We start from the raw sequence: 13,997 nt of genomic DNA, 5'->3' as shown, positions 1-13,997 counted from the left end.
ACATGGCCGCATCAAAAATCACAAGAGACGCTTTCGGGACGCTGCCGGACGGCCGCGAGGTCGAACGAATCGTGCTGCGCGGTGAGGGCGGGTTCGAGGCGCGCGTCATCACCCATGGCGCGGTGTTGCAGGCGCTGATCGCGCCGGATGCCAAAGGCGGCCACGACGACGTCGTGCTCGGGCATGACGCGTTCGCCGGCTATCTCGCGGAGCGAAAGTTCTTCGGCGCCACCGTCGGCCGCTACGCCAATCGCATCGCCAAAGGACAGTTCTCGCTCGACGGCGAGACGGTGCAGCTTGCCGTCAACAATGGGCCGAATGCGCTGCATGGTGGCCTCGATGGATTCGACCGCAAGCTCTGGCAGATTGCGGAGATGGACGACGGCGCTACGCCCGGGGTGACGCTCGTCTATACGAGCCCGCATGGCGAGGAGAATTATCCCGGCCGGCTCGATGTCCGCCTGACCTATCGCATCACCGGCCCAACCGAGCTGTCGCTGAGCATGGAGGCGCGGACCGACCGTCCCACCATCGTCAATCTGACCAACCACAGCTTCTTCAATCTAGAAGGCGCGACGTCGGGTATGCCCATTCTCGACCACAGACTGATGGTCGCCGCCGAGCATTTCCTCGCCATCGATCCCACCGCCATTCCGTTGCCCGAGCCGCCGCGCGCGGTTGCCGGCACGCCGTTCGACTTCCGCGAACCTCGGTCGGTTGGCGAACGCATCCGGCGAAGCGACGAGCAATTGCAGAACGGCAGGGGCTATGACCACACCTACTGCCTCGTGCGCGACGGCAAGCTCGCGCTTGCTGCCCGGCTCGAGGCGCCATTTTCGGGGCGGATCATGGAGCTGTTCACCGACCAGCCCGGCCTTCAGGTCTATTCCGGCAACTATCTCGACGGCACGATTTCGGGGAAGGGCGGCAAGCTCATCCGGCAGTCGGACGCCATGTGCCTGGAGCCGCACATCTGGCCTGATGCGCCGAACCGGCCGGATTTTCCGAGCCCGCGCCTCGATCCCGGCCAGGTCTATCGCCATCACACGGTCTATCGCTTCGGAGTGAGGACGCCATGATGGAACAGGTCCCCACCTCCATTCTCTCGGACGATCCCTGCCATCTCGGCGAGGGCCCGACCTATGACGTGACCACCGATACGGCCTGGTGGTTCGATATCCGCGAGGGACGGCTGTTCGAGGCGCAACTCGGCAGCGGCAGCATCCGCGTCCATGCGCTCGGCCGGATGGCGAGCGCGCTCGGGCGCATCGATGCCGAGCGCCAGATGATCGTCGCCGAGGACGGTCTCTATATCCGCAAGCTTGCCGATGGCGCCATGACGCTGTTCCTTCCGCTCGAAGCGGGCAATCCCGCGACCCGCTCCAACGATGCCCGCGTGCACCAGTCCGGCACATTCTGGATCGGGACCATGGGCCGCAACGCGGAAGCAGGAGCGGGCGCGATCTACGCGTTTCATCGCGGCAAGATCTCGCTGCTGTTCCCCCGCATCAGCATTCCCAACTCGATCTGCTTTTCGCCGGATGGCGCCATTGGCTACTTCGCCGACACCGCGCGCGCGGTGCTCTACGCCGTGCCGCTCAATCCCGCGACCGGCCTGCCGCGCGGCGAGCCGGAGGTGTTGCTACGCCACACCGGCATCGGCGGCCTCGATGGCTCGGTGTGCGATGCCGACGGAGAGATCTGGAATGCCTGCTGGGGCGCGAGCCGTATCGATGTCTATTCTCCGCAAGGCGAGCATCTGCGCTCACTGAGCGTGCCGGCGAAGCAAGCGAGCTGTCCCGCTTTCGTCGGTCCCGATCTGTCGCGCCTCCTCGTCACGTCAGCCTGGCAGGATATGGACGCGGCGGCGCGCGCCGCCGATCCGCAAGCCGGTTGCACTTTTCTATTGGAGGCATCCGCGCGCGGTCGCGCGGAGCCCGACGTCAAGCTCGCATAGGAGACCAGAGGCAGCCCACGACGAAGTTCTCGACGAAACAAAGAAACAGTCTGACACCCAAGGGAGTAAAACATGCTGAAACTGAAGACGACATTCCTCGCGCTGGCGCTGGCCGGCGCTGCGACGATGGCCACGGGCCTCACCGCCTCCGCGCAGGACAAGGCAACCGTCGGCATCGCGATGCCGACCAAATCGTCGGCGCGCTGGATCGACGACGGCAACAACATGGTCAAGGTGCTGAAGGAGCGCGGCTACAACACCGACCTGCAATATGCCGAGGACGACATCCCGAACCAGCTCTCGCAGGTCGAGAACATGGTGACCAAGGGCGCGAAAGCCCTGGTGATCGCCGCGATCGACGGCACCACGCTGTCCGACGTGCTCAAGCAGGCCAAGGCCAAAGGCATCACCGTGATCGCCTATGACCGCCTGATCCGCGGCACGCCGAACGTCGACTATTACGCGACCTTCGACAATTTCCAGGTCGGTGTGCTCCAGGCCGAGTCGATCGTGCAGGGCCTCGGTCTCAAGGACGGCAAGGGCCCGTTCAACATCGAGCTGTTCGGCGGCTCGCCGGACGACAACAATGCCTACTTCTTCTACAACGGCGCGATGAGCGTGCTTAAGCCCTATATCGACAGCGGCAAGCTCGTCGTCGCCTCGGGCCAGATGGGCATGGACAAGGTCGCGACGCTCCGCTGGGATGGCGCCACCGCCCAGGCCCGCATGGACAATCTGCTCAGCGCCTACTACGGCAACAAGAAGATCAACGCCGTGCTCTCGCCCTATGACGGCATCTCGATCGGCATCATCTCCTCGCTGAAGGGCGTCGGCTACGGCAGCGCCGGTCAGCCGATGCCGATCATTTCGGGTCAGGACGCCGAGGTGCCCTCGATCAAGGCGATGCTGCGCGGCGACCAGTATTCGACCATCTTCAAGGACACCCGCGATCTCGCCAAGGTGACCGCCGACATGGTCGACGCCGCGCTTGCCGGCAAGCAGGTCACGGTCAACGACACCAAGACCTATGAGAACGGCGTCAAGACCGTGCCGTCCTATCTGCTCAAGCCGGTGGTGGTCTACAAGGACAATTGGGAGAAGGTCCTGGTTGAGAGCGGTTACTATAAGAAGTCGCAATTCCAGTAGAGTTCTCGTGCCGTCGTTCCGGGGCGCCCGAAGGGCGAACCCGGAACCTCGAGATTCCGGGTTCGATGCTTTGCATCGCCCCGGAATGACGGCGGAGGGATTCACGAAAGTTTCCAAGGACACGACGCCATGACCGCCATGCTGGAGATGCGCAACGTCAGCAAGAGTTTTGCAGGCGTCCAGGCGCTGCGCGACGTCAACTTCTCGGTTCATGCCGGCCAGATCCACGCCCTCGTCGGCGAGAACGGCGCCGGCAAGTCGACGCTGATGAAGGTGCTGAGCGGGGTCTACCCGCATGGCAGCTACGAGGGCACCATCGTGTTTGATGGTGAGGAGCGGCGCTTCCGCGACATCAATGATTCCGAGGCGCTCGGCATCATCATCATTCATCAGGAACTCGCGCTGATCCCGCTGATGTCGATCGCGGAAAACATTTTTCTGTCGCATCCGCCTTCAACGTTGGGTGTGATTGACCGCGACGAGGTCTACCGTCGTACGCGTGAGCTGCTGGCGCAAGTCGGTCTGAAGGAATCCCCCGACACCCTGATCACCGATCTCGGCGTCGGCAAGCAGCAGCTTGTCGAGATCGCCAAGGCGCTGTCCAAGCGGGTGCGGATGCTGATCCTGGACGAGCCGACCGCGAGCCTCAACGAGGCCGACAGCGCCGCGCTGCTCGAACGCCTGATGGCGTTCCGCGAGCAGGGCATCGGCTCGATCCTGATCTCGCACAAGCTCAACGAGGTCGCCAAGGTTGCGGACCACATCACGGTGCTGCGCGACGGTCGCACCGTCGACAGCATCGATTGTCGCGCCGAGCCGATCCAGGAAGACCGCATCATCCGCAGCATGGTCAATCGCGATCTCGCCCATCGCTTCCCGGAGCGCAATTCGAGGATCGGTGAACCCGTGCTCACCGTCGAGAACTGGTCGGTCTACCATCCGATCCATCCCGAGCGGCAGGTGATCAAGAATGTCGGATTCAGCGTCAAGCGTGGCGAGGTCGTCGGCATTGCCGGGCTGATGGGCGCCGGCCGTACCGAATTCGCCATGAGCTTGTTCGGGCGATCCTGGGGCACTGCGATCAGCGGCAGCCTCCGGCTTGAAGGCCGGGACATGGTGCTGCCGAGCGTCGCGGCGGCGATCGACGCCGGCCTTGCCTATGTCACCGAGGACCGCAAGCAGCTCGGCCTGATCCTGGCCGACGACGTCCGCAAGAACATCACGCTCGCCAGCCTCGATCAGGTTGCACCCAAACGCGTGATCGACGACATCGCCGAGCTGAAGATCGCCAGCGACTATCGCACCCGCATGCGCATCCGCTGCTCCGACGTCTATCAGGAGACCGGCCAGCTCTCCGGCGGCAACCAGCAGAAGGTTGTGCTGTCGAAATGGCTGATGACGGACCCCAAGGTCCTGATCCTGGACGAGCCGACGCGGGGCATCGACGTCGGTGCCAAATACGAGATTTACTGTATCATCAACGAGTTGGCGGAAGCCGGCCGCGGCGTCGTGGTGATCTCCTCGGAGATGCCCGAGCTGCTCGGCATCTGCGACCGCATCTGCGTCATGAACGACGGCGCCTTCGTCGGCGAGTTCAAGGGCGCGGACGCGACGCAGGAAAAGATCATGCGCGCGATCATGCGAAACGAACGAAATTATGGGAAGGCCGCGCCAGCGGCCGCGGAGATGGGAGGAATGCAGCCATGACCGACAAGACGGTATCGCTGCCCGAGGAGCGCCGGCACGGCAGCTTCATCAAGAACAATTTGCGCAACTACGGCATGCTGATGTCGTTGATCGCGATCATGCTGTTCTTCCAGGTCATGACCGGCGGCACGCTGCTGCAGCCGCTCAACCTGACCAACCTGGTGCTGCAGAACAGCTACATCGTCATCATGGCGCTCGGCATGCTGCTCGTCATCGTCACCGGCCATATCGACCTCTCCGTCGGCTCGGTCGCCGGCTTCGTCGGCGCGGTGGCCGCGGTGCTGATGGTGACGTACAAGATCGACTATACGCTCGCCTTCATCGCCTGCCTGTTGCTGGGGGCGGCGATCGGCGCGGCGCAGGGCTATTGGGTGGCCTTTTTCGGCATTCCGTCCTTCATCGTGACGCTGGCGGGCATGCTGGTGTTCAAGGGCCTCGCGCTCGCGGTGCTGCAGGGTCAGTCGCTCGGCCCGTTCCCGGCGACCTTCCAGAAGCTGTCCTCCGGCTTCATTCCGGAGCTGCTGCCCGAAGCCGGCACGTTGCATCCGACCTCCATGCTGATCGGTGCCGTGCTCGCGCTGGGCCTCGTCTATGCCAGCGCCAAGGGCCGCTCGCGCGAGCAATCGCACGGCATCGAGGTCGAGCCTTATGCGTTCTTCCTGGGGAAGAGTGTTCTGCTCGCCTGCGCCGTGCTCTATTTCACCTATCTGATCGCCTCGCATCGCGGCCTGCCGAACGTGCTGGTCATCATGACCGCGTTGATAGCGCTCTATGGCTTCGTCACCCGGCGCACCGTGATCGGCCGGCAGGTCTACGCGGTGGGCGGCAATGCGAAAGCCGCAAAACTGTCGGGCATCAAGACGGAACGGTTGACCTTCCTCACCTTCGTCAACATGGGTGTGCTCGCCGCGCTTGCCGGCCTCGTCTTCGCCGCGCGCCTCAACACCGCAACGCCAAAGGCGGGATTGGGTTTCGAGCTCGACGTCATCGCTGCCTGCTTCATCGGCGGCGCCTCGGCCTATGGCGGGGTGGGGCGCGTCGGCGGCGCCGTGGTCGGCGCCATGATCATGGGCGTGATGAACAACGGCATGTCCATCCTCGGCATCGGCATCGACTATCAGCAGGTGATCAAGGGCCTGGTGCTGCTGGGAGCGGTGTGCATCGACGTGTATAACCAGCGCAGGTAGCGGCAACGGCGATGCCGTAGGGTGGGCAAAGGCGCAACGCGCCGTGCCCACCATCCATCCGATCGAGAGAAGTAGTGGGCACGCGTCCGCCTGCGGCGGTCGCTTTGCCCACCCTACGGCGCTACGGCAGCGGTGTTTGCGTCGTGAACAGCACCGCCGCGATCGCGACGGAAAGGGTCACCGCCGATACGGTGGCCACGGTCGACAGTACTCCCATTCGCCGCAGCGTGATGGCGAACGCGATGATGATGGGGGTCGCGGTCATCAGCCCGATTTGTGCATCGCTCATTGCATCGCTCGCCGTTTTGCGGAACCGCCGGATGCATCCACCCTATGGCGGCGCCGCGGGCGGGACGTTGCGATAGCGCAAATCCGCTTCTGGCCAGTTGCACTATTTGTCCGGCGACAAAGTTGGAATCGCGCCGGTGGGATATCTGTCCGGCGTCTTGATGCGGAAGTCAGATGTCGGCGACGGATTGCGAACAACAGGGAACCGGCTGGGGAATTCTGGAAGATCTTCCCGGCGATCCCATGATCTGGGTGCTGATCTTCAGCGAGCTTGCCGCCTTCGGCCTGTTCCTCGGTGCTTTCGTCATCGCGCGTGTGCTTCACCCGGCGGTCTTCGCGGCCGGTCAGGCCAGTCTTGATGCGCATCTGGCGGGAATCAACACCATCGTGCTCGTGACCAGCGGCTGGGCCGCCGCGCGCGCAACGGCAGCTGCACGGGCGGGCGAAAGGGCGCGTGCGCGCGGCTGGCTGTTCGGCGCCATGGCCCTTGGCGGCGTCTTCATCGCGATCAAGCTGTTCGAATATGCCGGCGAGATCGCGTTAGGAAACGGCCTGGAGACCAGCCCGTTCTTCACGCTGTATTTCCTCCTCACCGGCTTCCACCTCCTGCATGTCGGCCTCGGCATCGTGATTCTGGCCGTAGTTTCCCGGGGTGCCCGGGCGGCGGGCGTCGAGACCGGAACCGCTTTCTGGCACATGGTCGATCTGCTCTGGATCGTCATGTTTCCCATCATCTATCTGGTGCACCCGTGATTCCCGATCGTCTCGACATCACCTGGATCGTGTTGATCGGCCTTGCGCTCGCGACCATTCTGATCCCGCCGCTGGTGTCGCGCCCCTTGTTCGCCAATGCCCTGCTGCTGACGTTCGCCGCTCTCAAGGGCCGACGTATCGTGCTCGATTTCCTCGATCTTCGCTCAGCGCCGGCACTTTGGCGCGGCATCGTCAGCGCCTGGGTCTTCATCGTGGTGCTGTTTGCCTGGCTCGCATCCGCCGTCGTCGCCCTGATCTGACTGGCGGTTGCGCATCGTCGCGCTGCTTGCGCTTCGTCAAAGAGTGATCCCAGGCGATCGGCAATAAATCGCAGGATCGCATCTTTCTCAAGAATCAAACGGAAAGGATTGGCAATGGCTGAACGCCTGACCAAGTCGGCCGCTCGAAATGTCTTCTACGGCGGTTCGGCCTTCTTCTTCGCCATTTTCATAGGGCTGACGGCGCACAGCCATTACTACATGGCCACAACGTCCACGGACGCGAAGACGCTGACGTCGTCGGTCGCCCGCGGCAAGCACGTCTGGGAGAAGAACTCCTGCATCAACTGCCACACGCTGCTGGGCGAGGGCGCCTATTTCGCCCCCGAGGTCGGCAACGTCTGGGATCGCTGGGGCGGCAACGAGGATCCGGCCGCCGCGCGCGAGACGCTGAAGGCCTGGATGCAGTCGCAGCCCTCGGGCGCGGAGGGCCGCCGCCAGATGCCGCAGTTCAACCTGACCGACCAGGAACTCAACGATCTCGCCGACTTCCTGCAATGGGCCAGCACGATCAAGCGTCAGAGCTGGCCGCCGAACAAGGCCGGCTGAGCACAGCTTTCCTCTTTCAAGACAGAGAGAACCCGAGATGAAGTACCAAACCCAGAAAGTCGCGATGCTGTATTTCTACGGCGCGCTGACCTTGTTCCTGGCCCAGGTCCTGTTTGGCCTGCTCGCCGGAACCATCTACGTCCTGCCCAATACCCTGTCGATTATCCTGCCGTTCAACATCGTCAGGATGATCCATACCAACGCGCTGATCGTATGGTCGCTGATCGGCTTCATGGGCGCGACCTACTATCTGCTCCCGGAGGAGACCGAGACCGAGCTGTACAGCCCGCTGCTGGCGAAGATCCAGTTCTGGATGTTCTTCGGCGCAGCCGGCGTCGCTGTGGTCGGCTATCTCTTCCACTACCACGAGGGCCGCGAGTTCCTCGAACAGCCCTTCATCATCAAGGTCGGCATCGTCGTCGTCTGCCTGATGTTCCTGTTCAACGTCACGATGACGGCGCTGAAGGGCCGCAAGACCACGGTCACCAACATCCTGTTGTTCGGCCTGTGGGGCGTTGCGATCTTCTTCCTGTTCGCCTTCTACAACCCGGCGAACCTTGCCGTCGACAAGATGTACTGGTGGTACGTCGTCCATCTCTGGGTCGAGGGCGTCTGGGAGCTGATCATGGCCTCCGTGCTCGCCTATCTCATGATCAAGCTCAACGGCATCGATCGTGAGGTCGTCGAGAAGTGGCTCTACGTCATCATCGGCCTTGCCCTGTTCTCGGGCATTCTAGGCACCGGCCACCATTTCTACTGGATCGGCGCGCCCGGTTACTGGCAGTGGATCGGCTCGCTGTTCTCCACGCTCGAGGTTGCGCCGTTCTTCACCATGGTGATCTTCACCGTGCAGATGACCTGGAAGGCCGGCCGCAAGCATCCGAACCGCGCCGCGCTGTTGTGGTCGGTCGGCTGCTCGGTGATGGCGTTCCTAGGGGCCGGCGTCTGGGGCTTCCTGCACACGCTGTCCTCGGTGAACTACTACACCCACGGCACGCAGGTTACCGCCGCGCACGGCCATCTCGCCTTCTTCGGCGCCTATGTGATGCTGAACCTGTCGGTGATGGCCTATGCGATCCCGCAGATCAAGGGACGTGCGCCCTACAATCAGTGGCTCTCCATGACGAGCTTCTGGATCATGTGCACGGCCATGATGACCATGACCTTCGCGCTGACCTTTGCCGGCGTGGTCCAGGTCCACCTGCAGCGCGTGCTCGGCCAGAGCTACATGGACGTGCAGGACCAACTCGCGATGTTCTACTGGGTCCGGCTCGGCTCCGGTGTGTTCGTCGCGATCTCCGCGCTGATGTTCGTCTGGGCCGTGCTGGTGCCGGGCCGCGAGAAGCAGGCGACCATTCCCGCCGCGCTGCAGCCGGCCGAGTAAACGAGAAAGGGCGGCCGCGGTTCGCCGCGGCCGCCTGCTTCCTGGAAAATCCGGAGAGACATCATGAAAGCTGCCCTTCACACGGTGACCTCGGCGCCCGAGCTGCCGGCCTATGTTCCATCCGGAAACGAATGCGAGCTTTTCGAGCATGCCTGGCGACGGCGTCTGCCGGTTCTGCTCAAGGGGCCGACCGGCTGCGGCAAGACCCGCTTCGTCGCGCATATGGCGGCGCGGCTGGGCCTGCCGCTTCACACCGTCGCCTGTCACGACGATCTCACCGCCGCCGATCTCACCGGCCGCTATCTGCTCAGGGGCGGCGACACCGTGTGGACCGATGGTCCGCTGACGCGCGCCGTGCGCGAGGGCGGCATCTGCTATCTCGACGAGGTCGTGGAGGCCCGCAAGGACGTCACCGTGGTGCTGCATCCTCTGACCGACGACCGCCGCATCCTGCCGCTGGAGCGGACCGGCGAGGAGCTGGTGGCGCCGAACAGCTTCATGCTCGTGGTCTCTTACAACCCCGGCTACCAGACGCTGCTGAAGGCGCTGAAGCCATCGACGCGGCAACGCTTCATCGCCATTGAATTCGGCTTCCTGCCGCCCGAGCAGGAGATCGCCGTCGTGTCCGCCGAAAGCGGACTGTCGCCGGAGCGCGTGCGGCCGCTGGTGGGGCTGGCTGGCCGGCTGCGCGCGCTCAAGGGCCACGATCTGGAGGAGGGTGTCTCGACCCGGCTCGTAGTCTATTGCGCGACCCTGATTGCCGCGGGCACGCCGATTGCCGATGCCGTGCTGGCCGGCATGATCGAGCCACTGACCGACGATTCCGACGTGAAGGCTGCGCTGCTGGACGTCGCACGCGCCGTCATCGGGTGAGGCGGCGCCCATGCTCGACTTCCTCGAACTGGAGGAGACGGTCGGCCGCGCCTGGCACAGGATGGTCGGCGGCACCGCGAGCTATCCGGTTCACGATGATCACGCCGTTGCACTGACCGAGGTGAGAGGGCGGCTCGCGGTGATGTTCCGCGCGCTCGGCGGCGAGACCGGGGTGCAGATTGCAAGCGCAGGCGCGCGAAAATCGGGGCACCGTCTCGGCTGGCGGCAGCGCATCGGCCTCGGAGACGAGCGCCTCGAGCAGCCGGGTCGCGATGCCGCGACCATTTTCCTGCCCGATCGGATCTCGATCTTTCCCGACCGCGCGTTGAACGCGGCGCTCTATCGTTGGCTTGCGGCGTGGTTCGCGGCCGCGCCGATCGAGGCGATCACGGAAGCCGATCCGCTGCGGCGGGACCTTCTGGTGTTGCGCCGGGCAAGTGAGACGGCGGTCTGGGTGCTCACGCAATTCCCCGGGCTTGTCGCCGAATACGCCCAGCTCGCCGCAGCAACGGCCGAGGCCCGGCCTCGTCGCCCGTTGCCGCGCATCGAGCAGGAGGTCGAGCAGATCGTTTTGGCCTTGCTCGGCGCCGGACAGGCGCCTGCAGGCAGACTGTGGCCGGCGATGATGGGAACGGGCCCGCTGCCGGACAAGGCGCCGCCGGGCTATCATTCGATCCTGCCGTGCCCGCTCTGGGGGGATTGCTGGACGCGCGAGCTGTCGCCCGCACATGCCGGCGAGGACGAGTGCGCGCCGGGCGCCGAGCCCGAGGCCCAGGACAATCGCAAGCGCTTTGCCGTCCGCGAGCGCGAGGACAACGCCAATCGCCGCGATCCTTTCGTGCTCAACCGCTTCGAGAAGATCCTGGCGATGGCCGAGATGGTCAATGTCGACCGTCCGGCCGACGACAGCGAGGACGAGGATGCGCAGAAGGCGGCCGACGATCTCGAGGAGATCACGCTCAGCCGCCGCACCGGCAAGCCGGCGAGCCGGTTCAAGTTCGACCTCGACCTGCCGCCGGAGGCCCTTGATGCATCGCGGCTGAACGCGGACCTCACCTATCCCGAATGGGATTACCGCAGCGGCTCCTATCTGCCCGATCATTGCCGCGTGCTGGCGGGTGCGGCCTCCGAGCACGGTGAGAGCTGGACGCCTGACGACGCCATGCGCCGGCACATCCGCCAGGTGCGCCGCCGCTTCGAGGTGTTGCGGCCGCGCCATGAATTGATGCGCGCTCAGGCTGACGGACACGACCTCGATCTCGACGCGCTGGTACGTGCGCGGTGCGATCTCCGCGCCGGCAGCGGCGGCAGCGGTCTTGATCGCATCCACGTCGCGATGCGCCCGCAAGGGCACGATCTCGCGGTCACGCTGCTCGTCGACGTCTCGCTTTCCACGGATGCCTGGGTCGACGGCTACCGCGTGCTCGACGTCGAGAAGGAGGCGCTGCTGGCGCTCGCCCATGGGATTTCGGCCTGCGGCGATCACCACAGCATCCTCACCTTCACCTCGCGCCGGCGTTCCTGGGTGCGGCTCGAGACGGTCAAGGCCTTCGGCGAGCCGATGAGCGGGACGGTTGAGCGCCGCATCGGCGCGCTGAAGCCCGGCTATTACACGCGGATCGGCGCGGCGGTGCGCCACGCCGCGGCCGAGCTCGCCCGCCAGCCGCAGCGCAAGAAGCTGCTGCTCGTCCTCACCGACGGCAAGCCGAACGACGTCGACCATTACGAGGGCCGCTTCGCGCTCGAAGACACCCGCAAGTCGGTGCAGGAGGCTCGCCGGCTCGGTATCGCCGCCTTCGGCGTCACGGTGGACGCAACCGCGCAATCCTATTTCCCGACCCTGTTCGGCCGTGGCGGCTATGCCATCGTCGGGAACATCAAGCGGCTGCCCGCGGCGCTGCCGGCGATCTACCGGCAGGTCGCGCACTAATCCGGTCGCGCGCTCATCCGGCGCGCCCCGCGGCGCCCGGTCCTCCGGTGAGCTATTGCTCATACAGTGAGTATATGATCGTATGGCCGGATGGACCGTGGCCAGCCAAGACCCTATCTGATCATCTTCGATTGCGACGGCGTGCTCGTCGACAGCGAGCTGTTGAGCTGCCGATGCCTGTCCGAGGTGCTGGCCGAGTTCGGCATCGCGCTCAGCCAGGAGCAGGCGCTCGAGCTCTTTCTCGGGCGCAGCACCAAGGCGATCGAGCAGCATTATCGCGATCTCGGGCAGATCGTGCCCGACGGCTTTCTGCCGCGCCTGAAGTCGCAAGTGCTGTCGACGTTCGCAGCTTCGCTTCAGCCGATTCCTGGCATTGCTGGCGTGATGTCCGACCTGTCCGTGCCGTTTTGCGTGGCCTCGTCCAGCGACCTCGACCGCGTCGCGCTCTCCCTCGACGTCACAGGCCTGCGGGCGCATTTCGGCGAGCGGCTCTACACCGCGCAGATGGTCCGGCATGGCAAGCCGGCGCCCGACCTCTTTCTCCTCGCGGCAGAAAAGATGAGAGTGCAACCTGCGCGCACGCTGGTGATCGAGGACAGCGTCAGCGGCGTCAAGGCCGGCAAGGCGGCCGGCATGACCGTCTGGGGATTTGTCGGCGGCAGCCATTATCGCGGACGCGATGGGCGGGCTATATTGTCCGAGGCGGGGGCCGACCGGGTCTTCGCGCGCATGAGCGATTTCTGGGAGGCGTGAGGCCCGCATGGCCGCCGAGAACGACAAGTCGCGACTCGACGATGCCGCGCGCGCCGGCTGGCTCTATTTCATCGCGGGTCACACCCAGGACGAGATCGCAAAGATGCTGCAGGTCTCGCGCGCCTCGGCGCAGCGGCTGGTGTCGCTGTGCCTTGCCGAGCGCCTCATCACCTTCCGGCTCGAACATCCCATCGCCGCCTGCATGGAACTTGCGGCGCGCCTGAAGGAGCGTTTCGACCTCGCTCATTGCGAGGTGGTGCCGGCCGATCCGGCGGCGCCGCAGGCCACGGCAGGCATTGCCGAACGTTGCGCCAATCTGCTCGACGCGACACTGCGCTCGGAGACGCCGGTGATCGTCGCGCTCGGCACGGGCCGGGCGGTGCGCGCTGCCGTCGAGCGCGTCACCCCGATCGACCGGCCCAATCATCAGATCGTCTCGCTGGTCGGCACCATCTCCGCGGACGGTTCGGCGAGCTTTTACGACACCGTCGGCCGACTCGCAGACCGGACGGGAGCGCGGCACTATCCGATGCCGCTGCCGTTCCTGATGTCGTCCGAGGACGAGCGCAACAAGATGGTCCGCATCGAGCCGATCGCGAAAGTGAAGGCGGTCGCGGCCAAGGCTGATCTGCGCCTCGTCGGCATCGGCCAGATGGACCAGAAGGCGCAGGTGCATGTCGACGGCTTCGTCACCCGCGACGAATTGTTCGAGATGATGCGGCTGGGTGCCATCGGCGAGATCACCGGCTGGGCCTATGATTCCAAGGGCCGCCTGCTCAAGGCCGGCACCAACAAGCGCCTCACCAGCATCCCGCCGGAAGTGCCGGCGAAGACCACGACCATCGCCGCCGCGGTCGGTGCCGCCAAGGTGCCGGCGATCGCGGCGGCGCTGAACGGCGGCCTGATCAATGGCCTCATCACCGACGAGACGACCGCGCAGGCGATTCTGGAGCGCTGAGGCGAGCTTCGCGCGGCAAAGGGACACGGCTCCCTCTCCCGCTTGCGGGAGAGGTGAAGCAAGCCGCGGCGCTCGATCCGAACAACTCCCGCCGCTTCTGCACCGCACGACCTCCCACCCCTCCCGCACCGCAGCACTCATAAGTTGCGCAAACGTCCGCGCGCCTGCTTGACAAGCACCATCCCTCAGTTGAACATACGCCCAACGCGTGGGCATATGCTCAAAACGCGAGTT

The 13,997-nt window shown here is 64.8% G+C and carries 14 protein-coding genes; 13 read left to right on the top strand and 1 reads right to left on the bottom strand.

Annotated elements, in window-relative coordinates; translation table 11 throughout:
* Positions 1–2: 2 nt before the first annotated feature.
* The 5 genes from AABA84_RS07150 to mmsB all read left to right on the top strand — a co-directional run bounded on the left by AABA84_RS07150 (position 3) and on the right by mmsB (position 5,997).
* Positions 3–1,079, top strand: a complete 1,077-nt coding sequence (locus tag AABA84_RS07150) for an aldose epimerase family protein (protein WP_212248542.1) — start codon at positions 3–5, stop codon at positions 1,077–1,079.
* Positions 1,079–1,957, top strand: coding sequence for an SMP-30/gluconolactonase/LRE family protein (locus AABA84_RS07145; protein ID WP_338311755.1), 879 nt, complete (start codon positions 1,079–1,081; stop codon positions 1,955–1,957). Before AABA84_RS07150 ends, AABA84_RS07145 begins: the two co-directional genes overlap by 1 nt.
* Before the next feature lie 72 nt (positions 1,958–2,029).
* Positions 2,030–3,103: a multiple monosaccharide ABC transporter substrate-binding protein gene (chvE, locus tag AABA84_RS07140; protein ID WP_338307485.1), complete on the top strand. Its 1,074-nt coding sequence runs from the start codon at positions 2,030–2,032 to the stop codon at positions 3,101–3,103.
* Positions 3,104–3,232: 129 nt separating this feature from the next.
* Positions 3,233–4,810 (top strand): multiple monosaccharide ABC transporter ATP-binding protein, encoded by a 1,578-nt coding sequence (mmsA, locus tag AABA84_RS07135; protein ID WP_338311714.1) that lies wholly within the window; start codon positions 3,233–3,235, stop codon positions 4,808–4,810.
* Entirely contained in the window at positions 4,807–5,997 is a 1,191-nt protein-coding gene (gene mmsB / locus AABA84_RS07130; RefSeq protein ID WP_018315912.1) for a multiple monosaccharide ABC transporter permease, read from the top strand. Before mmsA ends, mmsB begins: the two co-directional genes overlap by 4 nt.
* Before the next feature lie 121 nt (positions 5,998–6,118).
* On the opposite strand, the gene AABA84_RS07125 is transcribed toward mmsB, so the two are convergent.
* Positions 6,119–6,286, bottom strand: coding sequence for a hypothetical protein (locus AABA84_RS07125; RefSeq protein ID WP_212248545.1), 168 nt, complete (start codon positions 6,284–6,286; stop codon positions 6,119–6,121).
* Positions 6,287–6,459: 173 nt separating this feature from the next.
* On the opposite strand from AABA84_RS07125, the gene AABA84_RS07120 reads away from it, so the two are divergent.
* The 8 genes from AABA84_RS07120 to AABA84_RS07085 all read left to right on the top strand — a co-directional run bounded on the left by AABA84_RS07120 (position 6,460) and on the right by AABA84_RS07085 (position 13,763).
* Positions 6,460–7,038 (top strand): cytochrome c oxidase subunit 3 family protein, encoded by a 579-nt coding sequence (locus tag AABA84_RS07120; RefSeq protein WP_338311713.1) that lies wholly within the window; start codon positions 6,460–6,462, stop codon positions 7,036–7,038.
* Positions 7,038–7,298, top strand: a complete 261-nt coding sequence (locus AABA84_RS07115; protein ID WP_212248682.1) for a cytochrome C oxidase subunit IV family protein — start codon at positions 7,038–7,040, stop codon at positions 7,296–7,298. Before AABA84_RS07120 ends, AABA84_RS07115 begins: the two co-directional genes overlap by 1 nt.
* A 114-nt stretch (positions 7,299–7,412) precedes the next feature.
* On the top strand, positions 7,413–7,865 hold the full coding sequence (locus AABA84_RS07110) for a c-type cytochrome (RefSeq protein ID WP_212248547.1): 453 nt from the start codon (positions 7,413–7,415) through the stop codon (positions 7,863–7,865).
* Positions 7,866–7,902: 37 nt separating this feature from the next.
* Positions 7,903–9,249, top strand: coding sequence for a cbb3-type cytochrome c oxidase subunit I (locus AABA84_RS07105; RefSeq protein ID WP_338311712.1), 1,347 nt, complete (start codon positions 7,903–7,905; stop codon positions 9,247–9,249).
* 63 nt (positions 9,250–9,312) lie between these two features.
* Positions 9,313–10,122: a CbbQ/NirQ/NorQ/GpvN family protein gene (locus tag AABA84_RS07100; RefSeq protein WP_095426495.1), complete on the top strand. Its 810-nt coding sequence runs from the start codon at positions 9,313–9,315 to the stop codon at positions 10,120–10,122.
* 10 nt (positions 10,123–10,132) lie between these two features.
* A complete protein-coding gene (locus tag AABA84_RS07095) occupies positions 10,133–12,052 on the top strand; it encodes a nitric oxide reductase activation protein NorD (protein ID WP_338311711.1) in 1,920 nt (639 codons plus the stop codon).
* A gap of 90 nt (positions 12,053–12,142) precedes the next feature.
* Positions 12,143–12,805 carry an HAD family hydrolase gene (locus AABA84_RS07090; protein WP_338311710.1) on the top strand — a complete coding sequence of 221 codons (663 nt, stop codon included), beginning with the start codon at positions 12,143–12,145 and terminating at the stop codon, positions 12,803–12,805.
* Positions 12,806–12,812: 7 nt separating this feature from the next.
* Positions 12,813–13,763 (top strand): sugar-binding transcriptional regulator, encoded by a 951-nt coding sequence (locus AABA84_RS07085; protein ID WP_212248551.1) that lies wholly within the window; start codon positions 12,813–12,815, stop codon positions 13,761–13,763.
* The last annotated feature ends 234 nt before the right edge of the window (positions 13,764–13,997 follow it).

The sequence above is a fragment of the Bradyrhizobium sp. TM239 genome (genome assembly GCF_036247985.1).
GTDB classification, from domain to species: Bacteria; Pseudomonadota; Alphaproteobacteria; order Rhizobiales; family Xanthobacteraceae; genus Bradyrhizobium; species Bradyrhizobium ottawaense.
The sequence above is the reverse complement of the archived record's forward strand: the minus strand, read 5'-3'. Positions and strand labels throughout refer to the sequence as shown.

Bases quoted from the DNA above. Each gene is read 5' to 3' on its own strand.
- AABA84_RS07150 (WP_212248542.1), top strand. From the start codon at position 3: ATGGCCGCATCAAAAATCACAAGAGACGCTTTCGGGACGCTGCCGGAC.
- AABA84_RS07145 (WP_338311755.1), top strand. From the start codon at position 1,079: ATGGAACAGGTCCCCACCTCCATTCTCTCGGACGATCCCTGCCATCTC.
- chvE (WP_338307485.1), top strand. From the start codon at position 2,030: ATGCTGAAACTGAAGACGACATTCCTCGCGCTGGCGCTGGCCGGCGCT.
- mmsA (WP_338311714.1), top strand. From the start codon at position 3,233: ATGACCGCCATGCTGGAGATGCGCAACGTCAGCAAGAGTTTTGCAGGC.
- mmsB (WP_018315912.1), top strand. From the start codon at position 4,807: ATGACCGACAAGACGGTATCGCTGCCCGAGGAGCGCCGGCACGGCAGC.
- AABA84_RS07125 (WP_212248545.1), bottom strand. From the start codon at position 6,286: ATGAGCGATGCACAAATCGGGCTGATGACCGCGACCCCCATCATCATC.
- AABA84_RS07120 (WP_338311713.1), top strand. From the start codon at position 6,460: ATGTCGGCGACGGATTGCGAACAACAGGGAACCGGCTGGGGAATTCTG.
- AABA84_RS07110 (WP_212248547.1), top strand. From the start codon at position 7,413: ATGGCTGAACGCCTGACCAAGTCGGCCGCTCGAAATGTCTTCTACGGC.
- AABA84_RS07105 (WP_338311712.1), top strand. From the start codon at position 7,903: ATGAAGTACCAAACCCAGAAAGTCGCGATGCTGTATTTCTACGGCGCG.
- AABA84_RS07100 (WP_095426495.1), top strand. From the start codon at position 9,313: ATGAAAGCTGCCCTTCACACGGTGACCTCGGCGCCCGAGCTGCCGGCC.
- AABA84_RS07095 (WP_338311711.1), top strand. From the start codon at position 10,133: ATGCTCGACTTCCTCGAACTGGAGGAGACGGTCGGCCGCGCCTGGCAC.
- AABA84_RS07090 (WP_338311710.1), top strand. From the start codon at position 12,143: ATGGACCGTGGCCAGCCAAGACCCTATCTGATCATCTTCGATTGCGAC.
- AABA84_RS07085 (WP_212248551.1), top strand. From the start codon at position 12,813: ATGGCCGCCGAGAACGACAAGTCGCGACTCGACGATGCCGCGCGCGCC.